A 19,452-nucleotide genomic window follows, 5' to 3' on the forward strand; every position below is an offset into this window, starting at 1 on the left:
AGGCAAAAAGCGCCTTTCCGGCCAGTTCGCCTTATGCTTGTCGGGTCTGAGCAAGCCGCCTCCGCTTTTGGTGTCATCCAGCTCCGGCGGCTAGCCCCTCGAGGTCATAAGTCAACCTGTCCAAAAAGGCAAAAAGCGCCTTTCCGGCCAGTTCGCCTTATGCTTGTCGGGTCTGAGCAAGCCGCCTCCGCTTTTGGTGTCATCCAGCTCCGGCGGCTAGCCTCTCGAGGTCATAAGCAAAACCTACCAAAAAGGCAAAGAACGCCTTTCCGGTAGGTTTATCTTATGCTTGTCGGGTCTGAGCAAGCCGCCTCCGCTTTTTGTGTCATCCAGCTCCAGCGGCTAGAGGCTCGAGGTCATAAGATGAATCTGCCAAAAAGGCAAAGAACGCCTTCCCGGCAGGTTCATCTTATGCTTGTCGCCTCTGGGCGAGCCGCTTCCGCTTTTGAAGGTAATGCGACAGTTTCACACAAATGATATAATACGTTAGATGGATGTATGAATGGAGGAACAGCGCATGTATGATGTCCAAGAGTGGCGCCATGTATTTAAACTAGATCCGAATAAGACAATAGATGATGAAGATTTAGAAGCAGTATGTGAATCAGGAACAGACGCGATTATCGTAGGGGGAACGGACGGTGTAACCCTTGAAAAGGTTCTTGATTTGATGGCACGAGTGAGACGATATACGGTTCCTTGTATTCTGGAGGTGTCGAATCTGGAGTCGATTACTCCGGGCTTCGATTTATATTTCATTCCCATGGTGATGAACAGTCAGAATATGAACTGGGTGACGGGATTACATCACCAGGCGGTCAAGGAATATGGAGAAATCATGAATTGGGACGAAATCCTGGTAGAGGGATATTGTATATTGAACCGTGACTGCAAGGCAGCACAAGTAACGGAAGCAAACACAGACATTTCAAGTGAAGACGCGGCAGCTTATGCCATGATGGCAGAAAGGATGTTCAATCTGCCGATCTTTTACCTGGAATACAGTGGTACATATGGGGATGTAGAAACCGTGAAAGAAGTAAAAGATTCCCTTGAAAACACGACTTTATTCTATGGAGGCGGCATCAAATCCGTACAGCAGGCGAAGGAAATGGCCGCGGTTTCTGATGTTGTAGTGGTTGGGAATGTTGTATATGACAACGTAAAGGAAGCATTGAAAACGGTAAAAGCTGTGAAGGGATAAGGATCCTACTGGAGGTCCGTCCTAGAATGAGATATAATTGAAATACAAATATAGAACGTACGTTCGTTATGGTGGTGAGAGAGTATGCAATTTTTGACTGATCGATTGTTGAATGGAATGAATCCGCAGCAGGCTGAAGCGGTGAAGGCGACTGAGGGGCCGTTACTGATCATGGCAGGGGCAGGCTCAGGGAAGACAAGAGTGTTGACGCATCGGATTGCGTATTTGATGGTGGAAAAAGGGGTCAATCCTTATAATATTTTAGCGATTACCTTTACAAATAAAGCCGCAAGAGAAATGAAGGATCGTATCTATAACATCCTTGGAGGGGCGTCGGAGAACATTTGGATCTCCACTTTCCACAGCATGTGTGTACGGATCCTTCGCCGTGATATTGACCGGATCGGATTAAGCCGAAACTTCACGATCCTGGACTCGACAGATCAGCAGTCTGTCATTAAATCGATTTTAAAAGAAAAAAATATAGACCCAAAGAAATTTGATCCCCGTTCCCTTCTTGGATCAATTAGCTCTGCGAAAAATGAGCTGACTACACCCGAAGAATTATCCAAACAGGTAGGGGGATATTACGACCAGGTCGTTTCGGACGTGTACACGGAGTATCAGAAGCGATTACGAAAGAATCAGGCGCTTGATTTCGATGATCTGATCATGACGACGATTCAATTGTTTCAACGTGTACCGGAAGTATTGGAGTTTTATCAGCGCAAGTTTCAGTATATACACGTGGATGAGTATCAGGATACGAACAGAGCGCAATATATGCTCGTAAAACTGCTCGCATCCCGTTTCCAGAACCTCTGTGTAGTAGGGGATTCGGATCAGTCGATATATAAATGGCGCGGTGCGGATATTGCCAACATCCTGTCTTTTGAGAAGGATTATCCAAGAGCTACCGTCATTTTCCTTGAACAGAATTATCGTTCAACGAAAAGGATTCTTCAGGCGGCGAATGAAGTCATCCAGAAGAATTCAAACCGTAAACCGAAGAACCTGTGGACGGAAAATGATGACGGTGAGAAGATCGCCTATTTCAGGGCGGATACTGAGCAGACCGAAGCGCAATTCGTCACAGGAAAAATCAAAGAAATGATGGAAAACGGTAAGAGAAAGTATTCAGATTTTGCCATTTTGTATCGCACGAACGCCCAGTCCCGTGTGATGGAGGAAGTTCTTCTTAAATCGAATATCGAATATTCCATCGTGGGCGGCATCAAGTTCTATGACCGTAAAGAGATCAAGGATATTTTAGCGTATTTGAGACTCATTTCGAATCCTGATGATGACATCAGCTTGCAGCGTGTCATCAATGTACCGAAGAGGGGTGTCGGTGCCACGTCCATCGATAAAATCGCCCGTTACGCTCAAGACCATGATATTTCCATGTTCAGGGCGCTTGCAGAAGCGGACTTCATCGGACTCAGCCCTAAAATCACCAAGGCCGTGATTGAATTCATGGAGATGGTGAAAGGCTATACGAGTATGCAAGAGTATCTATCTGTAACGGAACTGGTAGAAGAAATTCTTGAGAAATCAGGCTATACAGACATGCTGAAAGCAGAAAAGTCCATCGAGTCCCAATCAAGACTCGAGAACTTGGACGAGTTCCTGTCAGTAACAAAAAGCTTTGAGGAATCAAACGACGATAAGAGCTTGGTGGCGTTTTTAACAGATCTTGCTTTGGTTGCCGATATAGATAAGCTTGATGAAGACGACCAACCGAAGGATTCTGTCATCTTAATGACCCTTCACGCAGCCAAAGGTTTAGAGTTTCCTGTTGTCTTCCTCATGGGAATGGAGGAAGGGGTATTCCCTCACAGCCGTTCCCTTATGGAAGAAGATGAAATGGAAGAAGAGCGCCGCTTGGCATATGTGGGAATCACCCGTGCAGAAGAGCAGCTCTTCTTGACGAATGCCCAGATGAGAACACTCTTCGGGCAAACGAAGATGAACCCGGTTTCCCGTTTCATCAGCGAAATTCCAGCAGACCTGCTGGACGATGTGATGGCAGAAAAGAAGAGTGCCTTCACGCCATTTGGGAAGTCAGCTTCGAAATCACCATCGCGCCCTACGCCGAGAAAGCCGGTTTCACGTCCAGTCCAAACCACTACGGGTGGAGAATCCGTTGCGTGGCAGGTTGGGGATAAGGCCCAGCATAAGAAGTGGGGAACGGGAACGGTTGTCAGTGTGAAAGGGTCCGGAGACAGTGTCGAGCTCGATATTGCCTTCCCTAGTCCAATGGGAATCAAGCGTCTCCTGGCCAAATTCGCTCCAATTGAAAAAGCGTGACGTGTCGGAACGGTAATCTCTTCCGACCGACTGAATATTAAGCAAGAAAGGGTTGTGGAAATGGATCGACAATCAGCCGAAAAGCGTGTCAGTGAACTGCACGAATTGTTAAATCAATACAATTATGAATACCATGTACTCGACAAGCCTTCCGTTCCCGATTCCGAGTACGATCAGCTTCTCAGGGAACTGATCGGGCTCGAAGATCAATACCCGGAATTGAAATCTGCGGATTCTCCTTCTCAACGAGTCGGTGGGACCATTCTAGAATCTTTTGAAAAAGTGGAGCACAGAACGCCGATGCTGAGTCTTGGAAATGCCTTCAATGAAGACGATCTCCGTGACTTTGACCGCCGCGTTCGCCAGGCGGTAGGAGATGATTTCTCCTATGTATGCGAACTGAAGATCGATGGCTTGGCCGTGTCCCTCAGGTATGAAGAAGGAAAGTTTGTCCAGGGGGCCACAAGGGGAGATGGATCCATAGGAGAGGATATCACTTCGAACCTGAAGACGATTCGTTCGATTCCGTTAAAGATTTCTGAAAAGATGTCCTTCGAGGTCCGCGGTGAAGCCTTCATGCCGAAGGGGTCTTTCGAAGCTTTAAATAAGCTGAAAGAGGAAAAAGGGGAAGAACCATTTGCCAACCCGCGAAATGCGGCGGCTGGTTCATTACGCCAACTTGATCCAAAAATCGCGGCATCACGGAATCTGGACGTTTTCTTATATGCCCTCGCCGATATCGGTGATACAGGGATTGACTCACATAGTGAGGGACTGGATAAGCTTGATGAGCTTGGATTTAAAACAAACCCTGAACGTAAACGCTGTGCGACCATTGAAGAGGTCATTGAATTTGTCGGAAAATGGACAGATGAACGCCCGAATCTTGCCTATGATATAGACGGCATCGTCATCAAAGTGGATTCCCTTGATCAGCAGCAAGAACTTGGAACGACAGCGAAAAGCCCAAGGTGGGCCATTGCGTACAAGTTCCCGGCTGAGGAAGTCGTCACCGTGTTGAAGGAGATTGAATTAAGTGTTGGTCGTACCGGAGTCGTCACGCCAACAGCTATTCTTGAACCGGTTCGTGTAGCGGGAACGACCGTGCAACGGGCCTCGCTGCACAATGAAGATCTGATCAGGGAGAAAGACATCAAGATCGGTGACCACGTTGTCATTAAGAAAGCGGGGGACATCATCCCGGAAGTGGTCAACGTACTGGAAGACAAGAGAACAGGTGATGAACAGGAGTTCTTGATGCCGACCCATTGTCCTGAGTGTGAAAGTGAGCTTGTAAGGCTCGAAGGGGAAGTAGCTCTCCGCTGTATCAATCCGAAATGCCCGGCACAAATCCGTGAAGGCCTCATTCACTTTGTATCCAGGAATGCCATGAACATTGATGGACTCGGGGAAAAAGTGATCAGCCAATTATTCAGGGAGAAATTGATTGAAGATGTCGCCGATTTATACAGATTAGAACGTGAACAGCTCCTGCAACTGGAACGAATGGGTGAGAAATCCGTCGATAATCTGTTAGACGCGATTCAAACGTCAAAGGGAAATTCCCTGGAGAAATTGTTATTCGGTCTTGGAATCCGTCACGTTGGAGCCAAAGCGGCCAAGACATTGGCACAGGAGTTCAGTTCGATGGACAGGCTGATGGAAGTAGGCAAAGAAGAGCTATTGAATGTCAATGAAATCGGGGATAAAATGGCCGATGCCATTGTCGCTTACTTTGAAAACGATGAAGTAAAGGAACTTATTCAGGAGCTGAAGGACGCCGGGGTAAACCTCGAATACAAAGGACCGAAACCTGTAGCAGCAAGTGACGTTGACTCTTATTTTGCAGGGAAAACGATTGTGCTGACAGGGAAAATCGAGCGGTTGAGCCGTAATGAAGCAAAAGAAAAAATTGAAATGCTCGGTGGGAAAGTTACCGGAAGCGTTAGTAAGAAAACCGATCTTGTCATCGCAGGGGAAGAAGCGGGATCAAAGCTGACGAAAGCGAACGAGTTAAACATAGAAGTTTGGGATGAGGACAAGCTGATGGAAGAACTTAACCGATAAGAGGTGTAACGAGGAATGAAAAAAGGGATTTCGGTCGCACTCTCCGCATTGTTGTTGTTGGGAGGCTGCGCTCCGACATTTGAGAAACAGGATCAGGTCGTTCAGGAAAATCAGGACAGCGAAGCGAAGAAGGCCATCATACCAAGCTTCCAAATTTCGAAAGAATACTACAAGACGATGCTTCCGTATGAAACGAGTAATACTCGGGGGGTCGTCGTGAATGATCTGGGATCCAGATACGATATCAATGAAATCGAAAAGGGTTTGCTGCGGGTGGCTCAGAATCGATTCTCAACGGAAGAATACTTCTTTAAAGAAGGCCAGTTCCTGACGAAGAAAACGGTGGATAGCTGGCTTCAAAGAAAGTATACAAGTGAACAACTGAAGGAAAAAGGACTTCAGGAGTCTGAAAATGTGGGTCTGAATCCCGTTCAATCAAGCGGAGAGAATGCCCCTATCTACCTGGCTCATGTGATTGAACATAATTATCTAATGAAAAAAGAAGACAACAAGGTGCGCCTCGGTGGAGTCGCCATCGCCCTATCCCTGAATTCTGTTCAATATGAGACCAATATGTCAAATGGGACCAGAACAGTCAAAAATATCAGCAATGAAGTGTTGAAACAACAGGGAGCGAAAATCGCAGACGAAGTCCTGAAGCGCCTTCGTCAGAAAAAAGAACTTCAAAATGTCCCGATTATGATTTCTCTTTACAAGCAGGCTCCTAAAGATCAGGTCGTCCCTGGTCATTTCTTTGCTTATACGACGGTGGAGCCGAAGGATAGCGGCATTCAAGATTGGAAAGGAATCAATGAAGATTATTATTTATTCCCTTCTCCTGAAGCCGAGGACAACCATCCGAACGATTACAAAGTCTTTAATGAGTTTAAAACAGACATTGAAAAGTATTTCCCGGTCTACACGGGACTGACGGGACAAGCTCTCTATCAAAATCAGAAGCTATCCAAGATGGAATTCGAGGTGGCCCTTTCGTTCCAGGGAAAAGCTGAAACCATCGGATTCGCCCAGCATCTCAAGAATATGATCAGTAAACAGACCCCGGACAGCTGGGACGTAGAACTTCTCGTCTCCTCTTCCTACGGACCCGAAGCCCTCATCGTGAAAAAACAGGGCAGTAAAGAAACCTATTTGCACATCTATGAATAAACAGAAAAAGAACTAATCCGCATAAGGGTTAGTTCTTTTTTTAGTGAGGGACGGACCTTCGAATTATAGAAGTAGGTATTTTCTCGAAGGCTTTATTTATTTTAGTAAAGACTTTGATTTGCAAACACTCTGTCATCGAGAATGTTCTAAGGCTTAGGGGAGCTGCTTTACTCAGCTATAAAAACAAGATCTTAGTGACAGAGCTAAATGGTGCTGAAAAACAGGTGAGAAGTTGATTAGTTTACTTTAATTGAAGTAAAAAACTTATGCTTTGAAGTTGATTGGAGCGGAAGGTGCTCGACTCCTGCGGGAAACGCTGGACAGGTGAGACCCCACAGGGCGAAGCCCGAGGAGGCTCACCGCCAGCCCCGCGGAAAGCGAGCACCTGGAGCGGAAATCAACCACCACTCGTTTCGTCAAGAGCGACAATGTTAACGATAACAGCTTTACAAAAAATGAAACTACCAGGCCTTTTCTTACGTAGAACGGGTATAGACCAAAAGAGGTGAAAAGTATGAACGGATATTATTTATTTGGACTCATCGTTGCCCTTGTACTATTTGTTGTCACGCTAATCATGATCCCTATTCAGTATCGTTATATTAAAGCGATGGAAGAGGAAAAGAAAAAGAATCGATCACAGGGGAAGATGTTTGAGGATATGCCTGTCCAGGAGCAGGTTCTTCACCACAATGCTCAGTCCAATCCCCTTTTTATCCCTGCCAACATCATCGCTCATATCCTATACAAAATGAAAAATAGGGGAGGAGGAGAAGGACGATGAGTTTCATCGCTTTTATAATGGCCGGTACGGCCCTTACCTTTGCATTTCATGTACTTGAACAAAATAAAAAATTAGAAAAGAGAATCCACGAATTGGAGCACAAGCTGTAAAACAAACTGTATGCCTGAAGGTCCGTCCCTCGCCGCTTTAACGCGATGAGGGACGGACCTTCTTTCCTTTCTTCAGAGGCGGTTTGAAACGGTTGCGAAAAATGTCGAATGAAATTTATGAAAAAAGTGTTCCATATCTGTGTTAACTGTTATACAATACAAACATGTTAAATAATCTGTATTATAACAATAAGGTTTGTTTAATACACGTAAGGAGTGAAAAGGTTCTATGTCTACTCAAATGGTTGGTATCAAGGTAACCGGGGAAATCAGGACGGGCTTTGCGGACATTTTATCTCCGGAAGCTTTACAGTTTCTCGAACAATTGGAGCGTCGGTTCGGAGACAGACGCAAGGAACTGTTACAGAACAGGGGTAAGAAGCAGGAACGGATCAATAGTGGAGAGCTTCCTCACTTTTTGCCGGAAACGGAATCGATTCGACAAAGCGAATGGAAGGTCGGACCGATCCCACAGGCTTTACAAGATCGAAGGGTGGAAATCACCGGACCCGTTGACCGGAAGATGGTCATCAATGCTCTGAACTCAGGAGCGAAATGTTTCATGGCATGTTTCGAAGATGCCACCTCACCTACATGGACGAACCTCATAGAAGGACAGATCAACCTCAGAGATGCTGTACACCACACAATAGACTTCGAGACAAATGGCAAGCGTTATGAATTAAATCAGGAGCACGCGGTATTAATCGTACGACCGAGGGGACTTCATCTGGAAGAGAAACATATTGAACTGGATGGGAATCCATTATCCGGCAGCCTTGTCGACTTTGGTTTATTCTTTTTCCATAACGCGACACATTTAACCTCTACGAAGAAAGGTCCTTATTTTTACTTACCTAAATTAGAAAGTCATCAGGAAGCACGTTTTTGGAACGATGTATTTAACTTTGCACAAGAATATGTGGGAATCCCCCAAGGGACGATCAAAGCGACAGTCCTGATCGAAACCATTACGGCCGCATTTGAAATGGATGAAATCCTTTATGAGTTAAAGGAGCATTCAGCGGGATTGAACTGTGGAAGATGGGATTATATTTTCAGCTATATCAAAAAGCTTCGGGAACAGGAAAATGTCGTCCTTCCAGATCGCTCGTCGGTTACGATGACAGCGCCGTTCATGAGAGCGTATTCCCTGCTTACAATCAAGACCTGTCATAGAAGAGGAGCTCCTGCCATAGGTGGGATGGCAGCGCAGATTCCTGTCAAGAATGATCCGGTTAAGAACGAAGAAGCCTTCAATAAGGTGAAGACAGACAAGGAAAGGGAAGCGCGTGATGGCCATGATGGTACATGGGTTGCCCACCCTGGTTTAGTACCGGTCGCCATGGAGGTTTTCAACCATGAGATGAAAACGGCCAATCAGATTGATGAGAAGACATTGAAAGGTCTTGAAGTAACAGAACAGGATCTTCTCGAGGTACCTCAAGGTGTGATAACAGAAGAAGGCGTCCGTTTGAATATCAATGTGGGCATCCAATACATTTCATCGTGGCTGAGCGGACAGGGAGCGGCTCCGATCCATAATCTGATGGAGGATGTGGCGACAGCAGAAATTTCACGGGCTCAGCTATGGCAATGGATCCGTCATCCGAAAGGGGTCCTTGACGATGGAAGGAACATCACCATGGAACTCTATGAACACCTGAAGCAGGAAGAACTGACGAAACTCAAAAGCCAATTAGGAGACGATCGATACAAGGAACGCCGATTCTCTGAAGCCGTCGACCTATTCGACCAGCTCATCCAGAACGACCAATTTACAGACTTCCTAACCATCCCTGGCTATCAGATCCTTTAAAGGGATAGAGGGACGGACCTCAATCACGAACGAACAATGACAACGGGAATATACATCGATATGTATAAATAAACAAAACCAAAAAAGGGAGAGATATAACATGGTAAAACCAACGAACGAACGTGTAACGGCACTACAGGAAAATTGGGAAATGGATCAACGCTGGAAGGGGATCACACGCTCTTACTCAGCTGAAGACGTTATTCGTTTAAGGGGTTCCATCGACATCGAGCACACTCTTGCCCGTCGCGGATCTGAAAAGCTCTGGAACCTTCTTCACGAAGAAGATTACATCAATGCCCTTGGCGCCTTGACCGGAAACCAGGCGGTCCAACAGGTAAGAGCCGGGCTGAAAGCCATTTACTTGAGCGGATGGCAGGTTGCAGCGGATGCCAATTTATCCGGACATATGTACCCCGATCAAAGTCTGTACCCGGCAAACTCTGTACCATCTGTCGTGAAGCGAATCAATCAATCCCTGCAGCGTGCCGACCAGGTTCATTATGTGGAGGGGGACGAATCAATCGATTGGTTCGTGCCGATCGTGGCCGATGCGGAGGCTGGATTCGGAGGTCAGCTGAATGTGTTCGAACTAATGAAAGGGATGATTGAAGCAGGAGCTTCTGCCGTCCACTTCGAAGACCAGCTTTCTTCTGAGAAGAAGTGCGGTCATCTTGGAGGGAAGGTGCTGCTGCCTACTCAAACGGCAGTTAAGAATCTTATCTCAGCCCGTCTTGCAGCGGATGTCATGGGCGTTCCGACGTTAATCGTTGCACGTACGGATGCGAATGCCGCGGACTTGATCACGAGCGATGTGGATCCTTATGATGCCCAGTTCATTACAGGTGATCGTACGCCGGAAGGCTTCTTCCGCACAAACGCTGGCCTGGATCAGGCCATTGCGAGGGGTCTTGCGTATGCGCCTTATGCGGACCTTGTGTGGTGTGAAACGTCTGAACCAAATCTTGAAGAAGCACGCCTTTTTGCAGAGGCCATCCATGCGGAACATCCAGGGAAATTACTGGCGTATAACTGTTCTCCGTCCTTTAACTGGAAAAAGAAATTGGATGATGAAACAATCGCCAAATTCCAAGTCGAGCTCGGGAAAATGGGATACAAATTCCAGTTCGTCACACTTGCAGGCTTCCACGCGCTGAACCACAGCATGTTCGAGCTTGCCAGAGGCTACAAGGATCGCGGTATGGCAGCCTATTCACAGCTACAGGAAGCAGAGTTTGCAAGCGAAAAGCATGGTTATTCCGCTACAAGACATCAGCGTGAAGTAGGAACCGGTTATTTTGATGAAGTATCAATGGTCATCTCAGGTGGAACCTCCTCTACAACGGCACTGAAGGGTTCAACGGAGGCAGCACAATTCTAAGATATTATTAAAATACTCATAAAGGTCCGTCCCTCCATAGCGAGGGACGGACCTTTATTTGTTTTGTTCTAGTACTATCGGAGTGAATTTGTGAATAAAGTAACTTTAGTTAAAAATTTATAAATATACTATTGATTTTATTAATATACACTCATATAATTAGACCTAATTTAAATTTACAGTCTGAGGTGAATGGTTTTGGATGTTGGTATAGTTGGTAGTACTGGGTATGGTGGTGTGGAGTTGTATCGCCTGTTGTCGAATCACCCGAATGTGAATGAATGCATTTTATATTCATCTTCTTTGGAAGGGACTTCCTATGCGGAACAGTATCCGCATTTAATCGGTCTTTCTCTTGAAAATGTGAAACCGATCATGATCGAGGAAATGCAAGAGCTTGATTTCGTATTCCTAGCCGTCCCTTCCGGTGTATCAAAGGAGCTCGCTCAGAAGCTTATCGGGAAAAAAGCAAAAATCATCGATCTTTCCGGAGATCTGCGTTTAAAGGAACCGGGCGAATATGAAGAGTGGTATAAAGGAGAATCGGCACCCGAACAACTACTCGACAAAGCGGTTTATGGACTAACTGAAATCAATCGAGAAACCATACGTGAGGCGGACTTGATCGCGAACCCGGGATGTTTCCCGACAGCGACACTGCTGGGAGTGGCTCCACTTTTTCAACACCATTTGGTGAAGCCTCATTCCTTTATCGTCGATGCCAAAACGGGATTATCCGGGGCCGGGAGAAAAGCAACTCAATCCAGCCATTTCTCCGAGACGCAGGAAAATCTACGAATCTATAAAGTCCATCAGCACCAGCACACTCCTGAAATCGAGCAGCAGTTGAAGATATGGGACAGTGGAGCGGGACCGATCACGTTTTCCACCCATCTCATCCCTATGACGAGGGGGATCATGGTGACGATGTACGCGGAATTAACGGAGGCCCACACCACAGAACAATTACATAGCCTCTACCACAACTACTATGAAGGGAAGCCTTTCATAAGATTACGTCCTACAGGTCAATTCCCGAGTACGAAAGAAGTATTCGGTACGAACTTCTGTGACCTTTCTATCCAATCTGATCCACGGACGGGCCGGGTAACGATTGTGTCGGTGATCGATAATCTTGTCAAGGGAGCGGCCGGTCAAGCGGTTCAGAATATGAATGTGATGACAGGGGCAGACGAAACGACCGGGCTTCATCACTATCCAATTTATCCTTAAAAGGGGGAGAATCAATGAAACTGGTAAAAGAAAAGGCGGTTCAACGTATCGAGGGAGGAACGATTCTGTCGCCCCTTGGATATAAGGCGGGAGGACTTCACACAGGCCTTCGTTATGCAAAGAAGGATTTCGGGGTCATTTACAGTGAGAAACCGGCATATTGCGGAGCGGTGTATACCCAAAGTCATTTTCAAGCGGCTCCCCTCAAAGTCACACAGGAAAGCATCTCTCAATCTCATAAACTTCAAGCGATCGTTGTCAACAGCGCGATAGCGAATGCGTGCACAGGAGAGCAAGGGCTTAAGGATGCGTATCAGACGAGGGAATGGATCGCCGGTCGATTTCAGATCCCTGAAGAGTTTGTAGCCGTCGCATCCACAGGGGTCATCGGCGAATGGCTTCCAATGGATAAGATGAAAAAGGGGTGCACCGAAATCGTGGTCGGGAAAAATCCAGAAGCTGCCCAGTCTTTCCAACAGGCGATCCTCACGACGGATACAATCGAGAAGTCGTCCTGCTGCCAGGTAGTGATTGACGGGAAGACCGTTACCATCGGTGGCTGTGCGAAAGGATCCGGTATGATCCATCCGAATATGGCGACGATGCTCGGCTTCATTACAACAGATGCCACGATTTCATCGGACGCTTTACAGAGCGCTCTCAAGACCGCCATCGATCAATCCTTTAATCAAATTACCGTTGATGGGGAAACGTCCACCAATGATATGGTCATCAGTATGGCAAACGGGATGATTGAGCATGAGGCATTGCATGAAGGTCATCCCGATTGGCATCACTTTCAAGAAGGATTGATCCTATTATGTGAAGACCTGGCCAAGCAAATCGCAAGGGACGGGGAAGGGGCAACCAAACTGGTGGAAGTGAGTGTCACGGGGGCCAACTCCCATCAAGAAGCCAATATCGTTGCAAAAAAAATCGTCGGTTCCAACTTGGTGAAGACAGCCCTATTCGGAGGTGATCCGAACTGGGGAAGAATCGTCGGAGCCATGGGACACAGCGGAGTGGACCTCGACCCTCATCAATGTGCTATCTCCATCGGGGACATTTTTGTATTTTCAAATGGCACGCCTCAACCATTCAATGAGGAAGAAGTCAGTCAGTATATGCAGGCTGAACAAGTGCTCATTAACGTCTTCCTGAAGAGCGGGGGAGGAATAGGAAAAGCCTGGGGGTGCGATCTTACGTATGATTACGTCAAAATCAATGCAAGTTACCGAACATAAACAAGTGATGGTGGTGAAGCTCGGCGGCAGTATCCTTTCTCGGCTATCCGTTCATTTCTATGAAAACATGAAGTATCTTCAGCAGCACTACCATGTGATCATCGTTCACGGAGGAGGGCCTGACATTACGGCTACACTCGAAAAGCTGGGGATTCAGTCGACGTTCCTGAACGGGCAGCGAAAGACCACCAATGACGTTTTCGATGTGGCAGAACAGATCTTAAAGGGCAAGGTGAATAGCGAATTAGTCCATCTCCTGAATCTCCAGGGAGTGAATGCCATCGGATTGAGCGGGTATGATGCCCAATTATTAAAGGCGAGTTTCGTAGATGAGGAGTCCCTTGGATTAGTGGGCAAAATCGAAGAGGTCAACCTAACGCTTTTGCACCATCTACTGTCCTTAAACTACTTGCCGGTCATCGCCCCCCTTGCTGTCACATTCGAAGGAGAACGGGTGAATGTGAATGCCGACCTGGTCGCTTCGGCCGTCGCCAAAGCCCTGAATGTAGATAAAATGGTGTTTGTCACGGATGTACAAGGAATCTTGAAAGATGGAGAACTTGTTTCACGTGTAACAAAGAAGGTCGTCGATCAGTACATCGAATCCGGTGTGATCTATGGAGGGATGATTCCAAAGGTTCAGGCAGCTTTATCCGTTCTAAGCGACCATATTCATGAAGTGATGATTGTCGGATGTCAGGATTCCATCATACAGGATGGGAAAATGATCGGTACACAAATAACAGGTGGAAAAGAGGTGCAAGCGATATGAGTCATGTATTTCCTACGTATAATCGGTTAGAGATAGAACTGGTGTCAGGCAAAGGCACGGAGGTGCAGGACCAGAATGGTACATCTTACTTGGATTTTATTTCGGGAATCGCCGTCTGTAATTTAGGGCATTCCCCATCTGTTGTAAAAGAAGCAGTGGAAGAACAAATGAGTAAACTTTGGCATGTATCGAACTTGTTTTCGATCACGAAGCAGGAAGAGGCTGCCACACTTCTCGCTTCAGCAAGCGGCCTGGATGCCGTCTTCTTCTGTAATAGCGGAGCGGAGGCGAATGAAGCGGCGATTAAACTTGCGAAGAAGCATACAGGGAAAACGAAGATCCTTACCTTCAAGCAGTCCTTTCACGGCCGGACCTTTGCGACGATGAGTGCAACCGGTCAAGAAAAGATCCATAGCGGCTTCGGCCCTTTACTGCCGACGTTTGAATATCTTCCATATAACGATGAATCGGCTCTTTCGAAGGTGAAGGGTGAGGATGTGGCCGCCATCATGCTGGAAGTCATCCAGGGAGAAGGAGGAGTCAATCCGGGAACCCTTTCATTTTTACAGGCGGTAGAAGCCAAATGCCGGGAAATGAATGCCCTGCTTATCATTGATGAAGTCCAGACAGGGGCGGGGCGGTCGGGATTACCGTTTGCTTATCAGCACTATTCCCTGGATCCGGATATCGTCACGGTTGCAAAAGGAATCGGAAGCGGATTTCCCGTAGGAGCCATGTTAGGGAAGGAAGCACTCATCCCGACCTTTTCCCCTGGGACACACGGATCGACTTTCGGAGGAAATCCATTAGCCATGGCGGCAGCGAAGGCGACTATGGAAACCATCTTTGATGAGGGATTCCTGCAAGATGTACAGCGTAAATCCGTATACTTTATAAACAAACTGAACGATCAGCTTATAGAGAATCCCATTGTAAAAGAAGTGAAAGGGATCGGTTTTATGATCGGGATTTCATTCCACAAGGAAGTAAAAGACATCATCACGGAACTTCGGGACAATGGATTATTGGCGCTTCCTGCCGGTACTCATGTGGTTCGGCTCCTGCCACCATTGACGGTGACGGATGAGGAGCTTGATCGGGCTCTTCATATCTTGATCAGCACGATCAATCAACATCAATCAGCCGAAGTATATTGATATTTTTTTAATTACAAATGTATAAAAATACTTAAATATAACTATTTATTCATAAATAGGAGGGCATCTCATGACAGGTTATTTATGTTTGGAAAACGGAAGCTCCTTTAAAGGGGAAGTCATCATGGATGAAAGTGACCCCGTTCAGGGTGAGATTGTATTTTTCACTGGAATGACAGGGTATCAGGAAGTGCTGACGGATCCTTCTTATAAAGACCAGATTGTCGTTTTCACTTACCCGCTCATCGGTCAGTACGGAGTGAATGAGGATGATTTCGAAAGCGGCGAACCCCAGGTAAAGGGGGTCATCATGCTTAACTCGCCAGATGTATATTCCCATTATCACGCCGCATCTTCCTTGAAAGACTATCTTGAGAAATGGAAGATCCCGTTCATGACAGGGGTGGATACGAGAGAGGTTGTAAAAGCAATCCGTGAAGGAGGAAGTCAAAACGCCTGTATTTCATACGTTGAAATGCTTCCTGAGAAGGAAAAATTGACAGGTCAGATCGGGAAGGTCGCGCTTTCAGAGATTCGTCAGATGGGGAACGGCAGCAAACAGATCGCTGTGATCGATTTCGGCGTCAAGAAATCGATTGTTACGAGTCTATTGGAAATGGACTGTTCCGTGACGGTCATCCCCTTTCACCGCCTCGAGTTATTGGACCAGTTGAGCATCGATGGCCTGGTGTTATCCAACGGCCCCGGGGATCCGAAGGAAATGATGAAGTTCTTACCTCAACTGAAGGAGAAAATCATGGAGACACCGACCCTGGGTATCTGCTTGGGGCACCAATTGATCGCCCTCGCGTTTGGCGGGGACACGGAACGATTATTATTCGGACACAGAGGAGCCAATCATCCCGTCATGGACCATCAAACGGGTGAGGTTTTCATCACCTCGCAGAATCATAACTATGTGGTCAAGAAGGATAGCTTGAACGGTACCGGCCTCGAACCGCGGTTTATAAATGTCAATGATGGCTCACTTGAAGGACTTCAGCATAAGGATAAGCCTATCCTTTCCGCTCAATTCCATCCTGAAGCGCGTCCAGGACCTGAAGATGCTTCATGGATATTTACACAATTCTATCAATCGATTAAACAACCAGGGAGAGAGAAAATGTATGCCTAAAGATTCCAGTATTCAAAAAATCCTGATCATCGGCTCGGGGCCCATCATCATAGGGCAGGCTGCTGAATTTGATTACTCCGGTACCCAAGGGTGCCTCGCATTGAAGGAAGAGGGCTATGAGGTGGTCCTCGTGAACCATAATCCCGCCACCATCATGACGGATACCGCTTACGCGGACAAAGTGTATTGTGAGCCCCTCTCAATCAAGTCGGTGACGGCCATCATTGAAAAAGAACGCCCCCATGGGTTGGTCGCAAGTCTGGGAGGCCAGACCGCCTTGAATCTTGCCGTCAAACTTGATGAAAAAGGGGTCCTTAGAAAGTATGATGTGAAGCTGTTAGGGACTTCCGTAGATTCCATCCAAAAAGGGGAAGATAGAGAAAAGTTCCGTTCCTTAATGGAAGAGCTCGGGCATCCGACGGCTGAAAGCAGCATTGTCCACGATCTGGAAGGAGCCGTGACTTTCTCTGAAAGTATCCCCCTTCCGATTATTGTCCGACCTGCCTATACGTTAGGCGGGAGAGGCGGTGGGATCGCTTCTACGATGGAGGAATACAAAAAGCTGGTTTTATCCGGATTGAAGGCCAGTCCCATCCATCAAGTCCTTGTGGAAAAAAGCATCGCCGGCTTCAAAGAGATTGAGTATGAAGTGATGAGAGATTCGAAAGGAAATTGTATATCGGTCTGCAATATGGAAAACTTCGATCCGGTAGGGGTCCATACGGGGGATTCCATCGTCGTTGCTCCCTCTCAGACCTTGACGGATCAAGAGTTTCATATGCTACGTACAGCGGCTTTCGATATTATCAATGCGCTTAAAGTAGTGGGAGGATGCAATATACAATTTGCTTTAGACCCTAACAGCAAACAGTACTATGTGATTGAAGTGAATCCTCGTGTAAGCAGGTCTTCTGCCCTCGCATCAAAGGCAACGGGCTATCCCATCGCCAAGATCGCGGTGAAGATTGCTGTCGGCTACACATTGGATGAGATCATCAACCCGTTGACAAGGACCACCTATGCAAGCTTTGAGCCTGCCCTGGACTATGTGGTGGTGAAGTTCCCGAGATGGCCGTTTGATAAGTTTCCGGAAGCGAACCGGGTGCTAGGGACGAAGATGAAAGCAACGGGGGAAGTGATGGCGATCGAGCGCTCATTAGAGGCCGCCTTTCAAAAGGCCATTCAATCATTGGATATCTCTATTGAGAACATATACAAGGGACTGTCAGAATTATCGGCTCAAGACTTGGAAAAAAAGATTGGTACACCGACGGATTCCCGTTTCTTTGAGCTGATGGAGCTATTAAGAAGGGGGCATTCGATTGTGGATCTTCACGGGAAGACAGGAATCGATGAGCTGTTCCTTTCAGTGATGAGTCATCTCGTGTCCGTGGAAAAGAAGCTTCAAAGCACGCCTCTTACTCCTGAGCTTTTGAAAGAAGCGAAAGAATTTCGATTTGAGGATCGGGCCATTGGTGAATTTAGTGAGAAATCAGAAGCGGATATCATAACGATGAGGGTGGAAGAGGAAATTGTACCTGTATTTAAAATGGTGGATACATGCGCCGGCGAGTTTGAAGCCATCACGAATTATGCCTACTCGACCTATTATGGTACCAATGAAATCGGACCTCTCGATGGAGAGAAGAAAGTCCTGATCATCGGGGCGGGGCCGATACGGATCGGTCAAGGAGTCGAATTCGATTACAGTGCCGTCAAGGCGATCCAACGCTTGAAAGAACACGGATACACGACGATCATGGTGAATAATAACCCCGAAACCGTCAGTACCGATTATGAAACGGCAGACCGATTATATTTCGAACCGATTACGGTTGAGTCGGTCCTCTCGATTATACACCACGAGAAAGTGGACTCGGTACTGGTGCAATTTGGCGGGCAGACAGCATTGAATCTTGCCGGGAAGTTGGAAGAAGCGGGTGTCCAGTTACTTGGGACTTCGGCAGATACCATTGATCGGGTGGAAGACAGGGAAAGATTTTATCAATTGCTTGACGATGGAGGAATTCCTCGTGTGAAGGGAGATATTTGTCACAGCAGGGAAGAAGCGCTGCAGGTGGCGCGTCATTTAGCCTTCCCACTTCTTTGTCGTCCTTCCTACGTCATTGGTGGAAAAGGCATGGTTAAGGTGACGACACCGGAAGAGATGCAGCGTTTCATTCAAGGAGCAGACGAAGAGTATTTTCCCATTTTAGTAGATGAATTTAAAGAAGGACGGGAAGTGGAAGTCGATCTTGTTGGCGACGGTGTAGACGCGTACGTTCCCGGTGTAATGGAGCATATTGAACGGGCGGGTGTCCACTCGGGTGACAGCATGTCCATCTTTCCTTCTGAATCCCTTTCAATGGGAATCAAGCAGAGGGTTGAAGAATATGCCGGTAACATTGTCTCTTCGCTTCATTATAAGGGGATCATGAATATCCAATTTCTACTACAGGATCAACAGCTATTTGTCTTGGAAGTGAATCCGAGGGCCAGCCGTACTGTTCCGATCGTCAGCAAGATCCTTGGCTTTTCGCTGATGGATATGGCGACCGATCTGATATGCAGGGAAAACCTCACGATCCATGACTTTGAGACTCCTGCCGAGGTGGACGGAGTCGGTGTGAAGTATCCGGTCTTTTCATCCCATGCCCTCCCGGAGATCGATCAAACACTCGGTGCGAATATGAAGTCGACGGGAGAAGGACTGTGTCTCGGTGAAACCGTCGAAGAAGCTTTGTATAAAGTGTTTGAAGACCTACATGAAGGAGTGGAGGCCGGGGGGACCCTTTACATCGACAGCGACCTGATCGAAATAAGTCAGTATCAGACTGCGAAGGAAGATACATTCAGTGACTGGATCAAAACCGACCATGCCTGTATCTACTTCAGTGATGAGGAATCGGAAGAATGGAAGAAGAAGAGAATCGCTGCACTAGAGGCAGGGGTCACGGTCATTACCGAAGCTGAAACCTTATACGCCTTCATTCGAAGTAAAAACACAGACAATGTTCAGCCGAAGCCTTTGGTCCATTCAAAAACCATGCAGGGAGTGATTTGAATATG

13 protein-coding genes are annotated in these 19,452 nt (G+C 46.9%); all 13 read left to right on the forward strand.

The features are described 5' to 3' along the window. The first annotated feature begins 517 nt into the window (after positions 1 to 517). Positions 518 to 1,204 carry a heptaprenylglyceryl phosphate synthase gene (gene pcrB, locus ACIGG7_RS00110; RefSeq protein ID WP_224941840.1) on the forward strand — a complete coding sequence of 229 codons (687 nt, stop codon included), beginning with the start codon at positions 518 to 520 and terminating at the stop codon, positions 1,202 to 1,204. 84 nt (positions 1,205 to 1,288) lie between these two features. Next, a complete protein-coding gene (pcrA, locus tag ACIGG7_RS00115; protein ID WP_397548320.1) occupies positions 1,289 to 3,514 on the forward strand; it encodes a DNA helicase PcrA in 2,226 nt (741 codons plus the stop codon). Between the two features lie 60 nt (positions 3,515 to 3,574). Further along, a complete protein-coding gene (ligA, locus tag ACIGG7_RS00120; RefSeq protein WP_397548321.1) occupies positions 3,575 to 5,581 on the forward strand; it encodes an NAD-dependent DNA ligase LigA in 2,007 nt (668 codons plus the stop codon). 15 nt (positions 5,582 to 5,596) lie between these two features. After that, positions 5,597 to 6,748: a CamS family sex pheromone protein gene (locus ACIGG7_RS00125; RefSeq protein WP_397548322.1), complete on the forward strand. Its 1,152-nt coding sequence runs from the start codon at positions 5,597 to 5,599 to the stop codon at positions 6,746 to 6,748. Between the two features lie 514 nt (positions 6,749 to 7,262). Continuing rightward, complete coding sequence (locus ACIGG7_RS00130) at positions 7,263 to 7,532, forward strand: DUF3949 domain-containing protein (protein ID WP_224941844.1); 270 nt, start codon at positions 7,263 to 7,265, stop codon at positions 7,530 to 7,532. 339 nt (positions 7,533 to 7,871) lie between these two features. Continuing rightward, positions 7,872 to 9,461, forward strand: coding sequence for a malate synthase A (aceB, locus tag ACIGG7_RS00135; RefSeq protein ID WP_397548323.1), 1,590 nt, complete (start codon positions 7,872 to 7,874; stop codon positions 9,459 to 9,461). Between the two features lie 100 nt (positions 9,462 to 9,561). Beyond that, the gene (gene aceA, locus ACIGG7_RS00140) at positions 9,562 to 10,842 is read left to right on the forward strand and encodes an isocitrate lyase (RefSeq protein ID WP_397548324.1); all 1,281 of its coding nucleotides are present in this window, start codon (positions 9,562 to 9,564) and stop codon (positions 10,840 to 10,842) included. 198 nt (positions 10,843 to 11,040) lie between these two features. Further along, a complete protein-coding gene (argC, locus tag ACIGG7_RS00145) occupies positions 11,041 to 12,075 on the forward strand; it encodes an N-acetyl-gamma-glutamyl-phosphate reductase (RefSeq protein ID WP_397548325.1) in 1,035 nt (344 codons plus the stop codon). A gap of 14 nt (positions 12,076 to 12,089) precedes the next feature. Then, the gene (argJ, locus tag ACIGG7_RS00150; RefSeq protein WP_397548326.1) at positions 12,090 to 13,319 is read left to right on the forward strand and encodes a bifunctional ornithine acetyltransferase/N-acetylglutamate synthase; all 1,230 of its coding nucleotides are present in this window, start codon (positions 12,090 to 12,092) and stop codon (positions 13,317 to 13,319) included. Further along, complete coding sequence (argB, locus tag ACIGG7_RS00155) at positions 13,282 to 14,091, forward strand: acetylglutamate kinase (protein ID WP_397548327.1); 810 nt, start codon at positions 13,282 to 13,284, stop codon at positions 14,089 to 14,091. The genes argJ and argB overlap by 38 nt, the downstream gene beginning before the upstream one ends. Next, positions 14,088 to 15,248 (forward strand): acetylornithine transaminase, encoded by a 1,161-nt coding sequence (locus ACIGG7_RS00160; RefSeq protein ID WP_397548328.1) that lies wholly within the window; start codon positions 14,088 to 14,090, stop codon positions 15,246 to 15,248. Before argB ends, ACIGG7_RS00160 begins: the two co-directional genes overlap by 4 nt. A 70-nt stretch (positions 15,249 to 15,318) precedes the next feature. After that, positions 15,319 to 16,383: a carbamoyl phosphate synthase small subunit gene (locus ACIGG7_RS00165; RefSeq protein ID WP_397548329.1), complete on the forward strand. Its 1,065-nt coding sequence runs from the start codon at positions 15,319 to 15,321 to the stop codon at positions 16,381 to 16,383. Further along, on the forward strand, positions 16,376 to 19,447 hold the full coding sequence (locus ACIGG7_RS00170) for a carbamoyl-phosphate synthase (glutamine-hydrolyzing) large subunit (protein WP_397548330.1): 3,072 nt from the start codon (positions 16,376 to 16,378) through the stop codon (positions 19,445 to 19,447). Before ACIGG7_RS00165 ends, ACIGG7_RS00170 begins: the two co-directional genes overlap by 8 nt. Positions 19,448 to 19,452: the final 5 nt, after the last annotated feature.

The sequence above is a fragment of the Rossellomorea sp. NPDC077527 genome, from assembly GCF_044542955.1.
Taxonomy (GTDB): domain Bacteria; phylum Bacillota; class Bacilli; order Bacillales; family Bacillaceae_B; genus Rossellomorea; species Rossellomorea aquimaris_E.

Coding starts and splice junctions, on each gene's coding strand:
- ACIGG7_RS00160 (WP_397548328.1), top strand. CDS start 14,088: ATGAGTCATGTATTTCCTACGTATAATCGGTTAGAGATAGAACTGGTG.
- argB (WP_397548327.1), top strand. CDS start 13,282: ATGATTACGTCAAAATCAATGCAAGTTACCGAACATAAACAAGTGATG.
- ligA (WP_397548321.1), top strand. CDS start 3,575: ATGGATCGACAATCAGCCGAAAAGCGTGTCAGTGAACTGCACGAATTG.
- aceA (WP_397548324.1), top strand. CDS start 9,562: ATGGTAAAACCAACGAACGAACGTGTAACGGCACTACAGGAAAATTGG.
- ACIGG7_RS00130 (WP_224941844.1), top strand. CDS start 7,263: ATGAACGGATATTATTTATTTGGACTCATCGTTGCCCTTGTACTATTT.
- ACIGG7_RS00170 (WP_397548330.1), top strand. CDS start 16,376: ATGCCTAAAGATTCCAGTATTCAAAAAATCCTGATCATCGGCTCGGGG.
- ACIGG7_RS00165 (WP_397548329.1), top strand. CDS start 15,319: ATGACAGGTTATTTATGTTTGGAAAACGGAAGCTCCTTTAAAGGGGAA.
- argJ (WP_397548326.1), top strand. CDS start 12,090: ATGAAACTGGTAAAAGAAAAGGCGGTTCAACGTATCGAGGGAGGAACG.
- pcrA (WP_397548320.1), top strand. CDS start 1,289: ATGCAATTTTTGACTGATCGATTGTTGAATGGAATGAATCCGCAGCAG.
- ACIGG7_RS00125 (WP_397548322.1), top strand. CDS start 5,597: ATGAAAAAAGGGATTTCGGTCGCACTCTCCGCATTGTTGTTGTTGGGA.
- aceB (WP_397548323.1), top strand. CDS start 7,872: ATGTCTACTCAAATGGTTGGTATCAAGGTAACCGGGGAAATCAGGACG.
- pcrB (WP_224941840.1), top strand. CDS start 518: ATGTATGATGTCCAAGAGTGGCGCCATGTATTTAAACTAGATCCGAAT.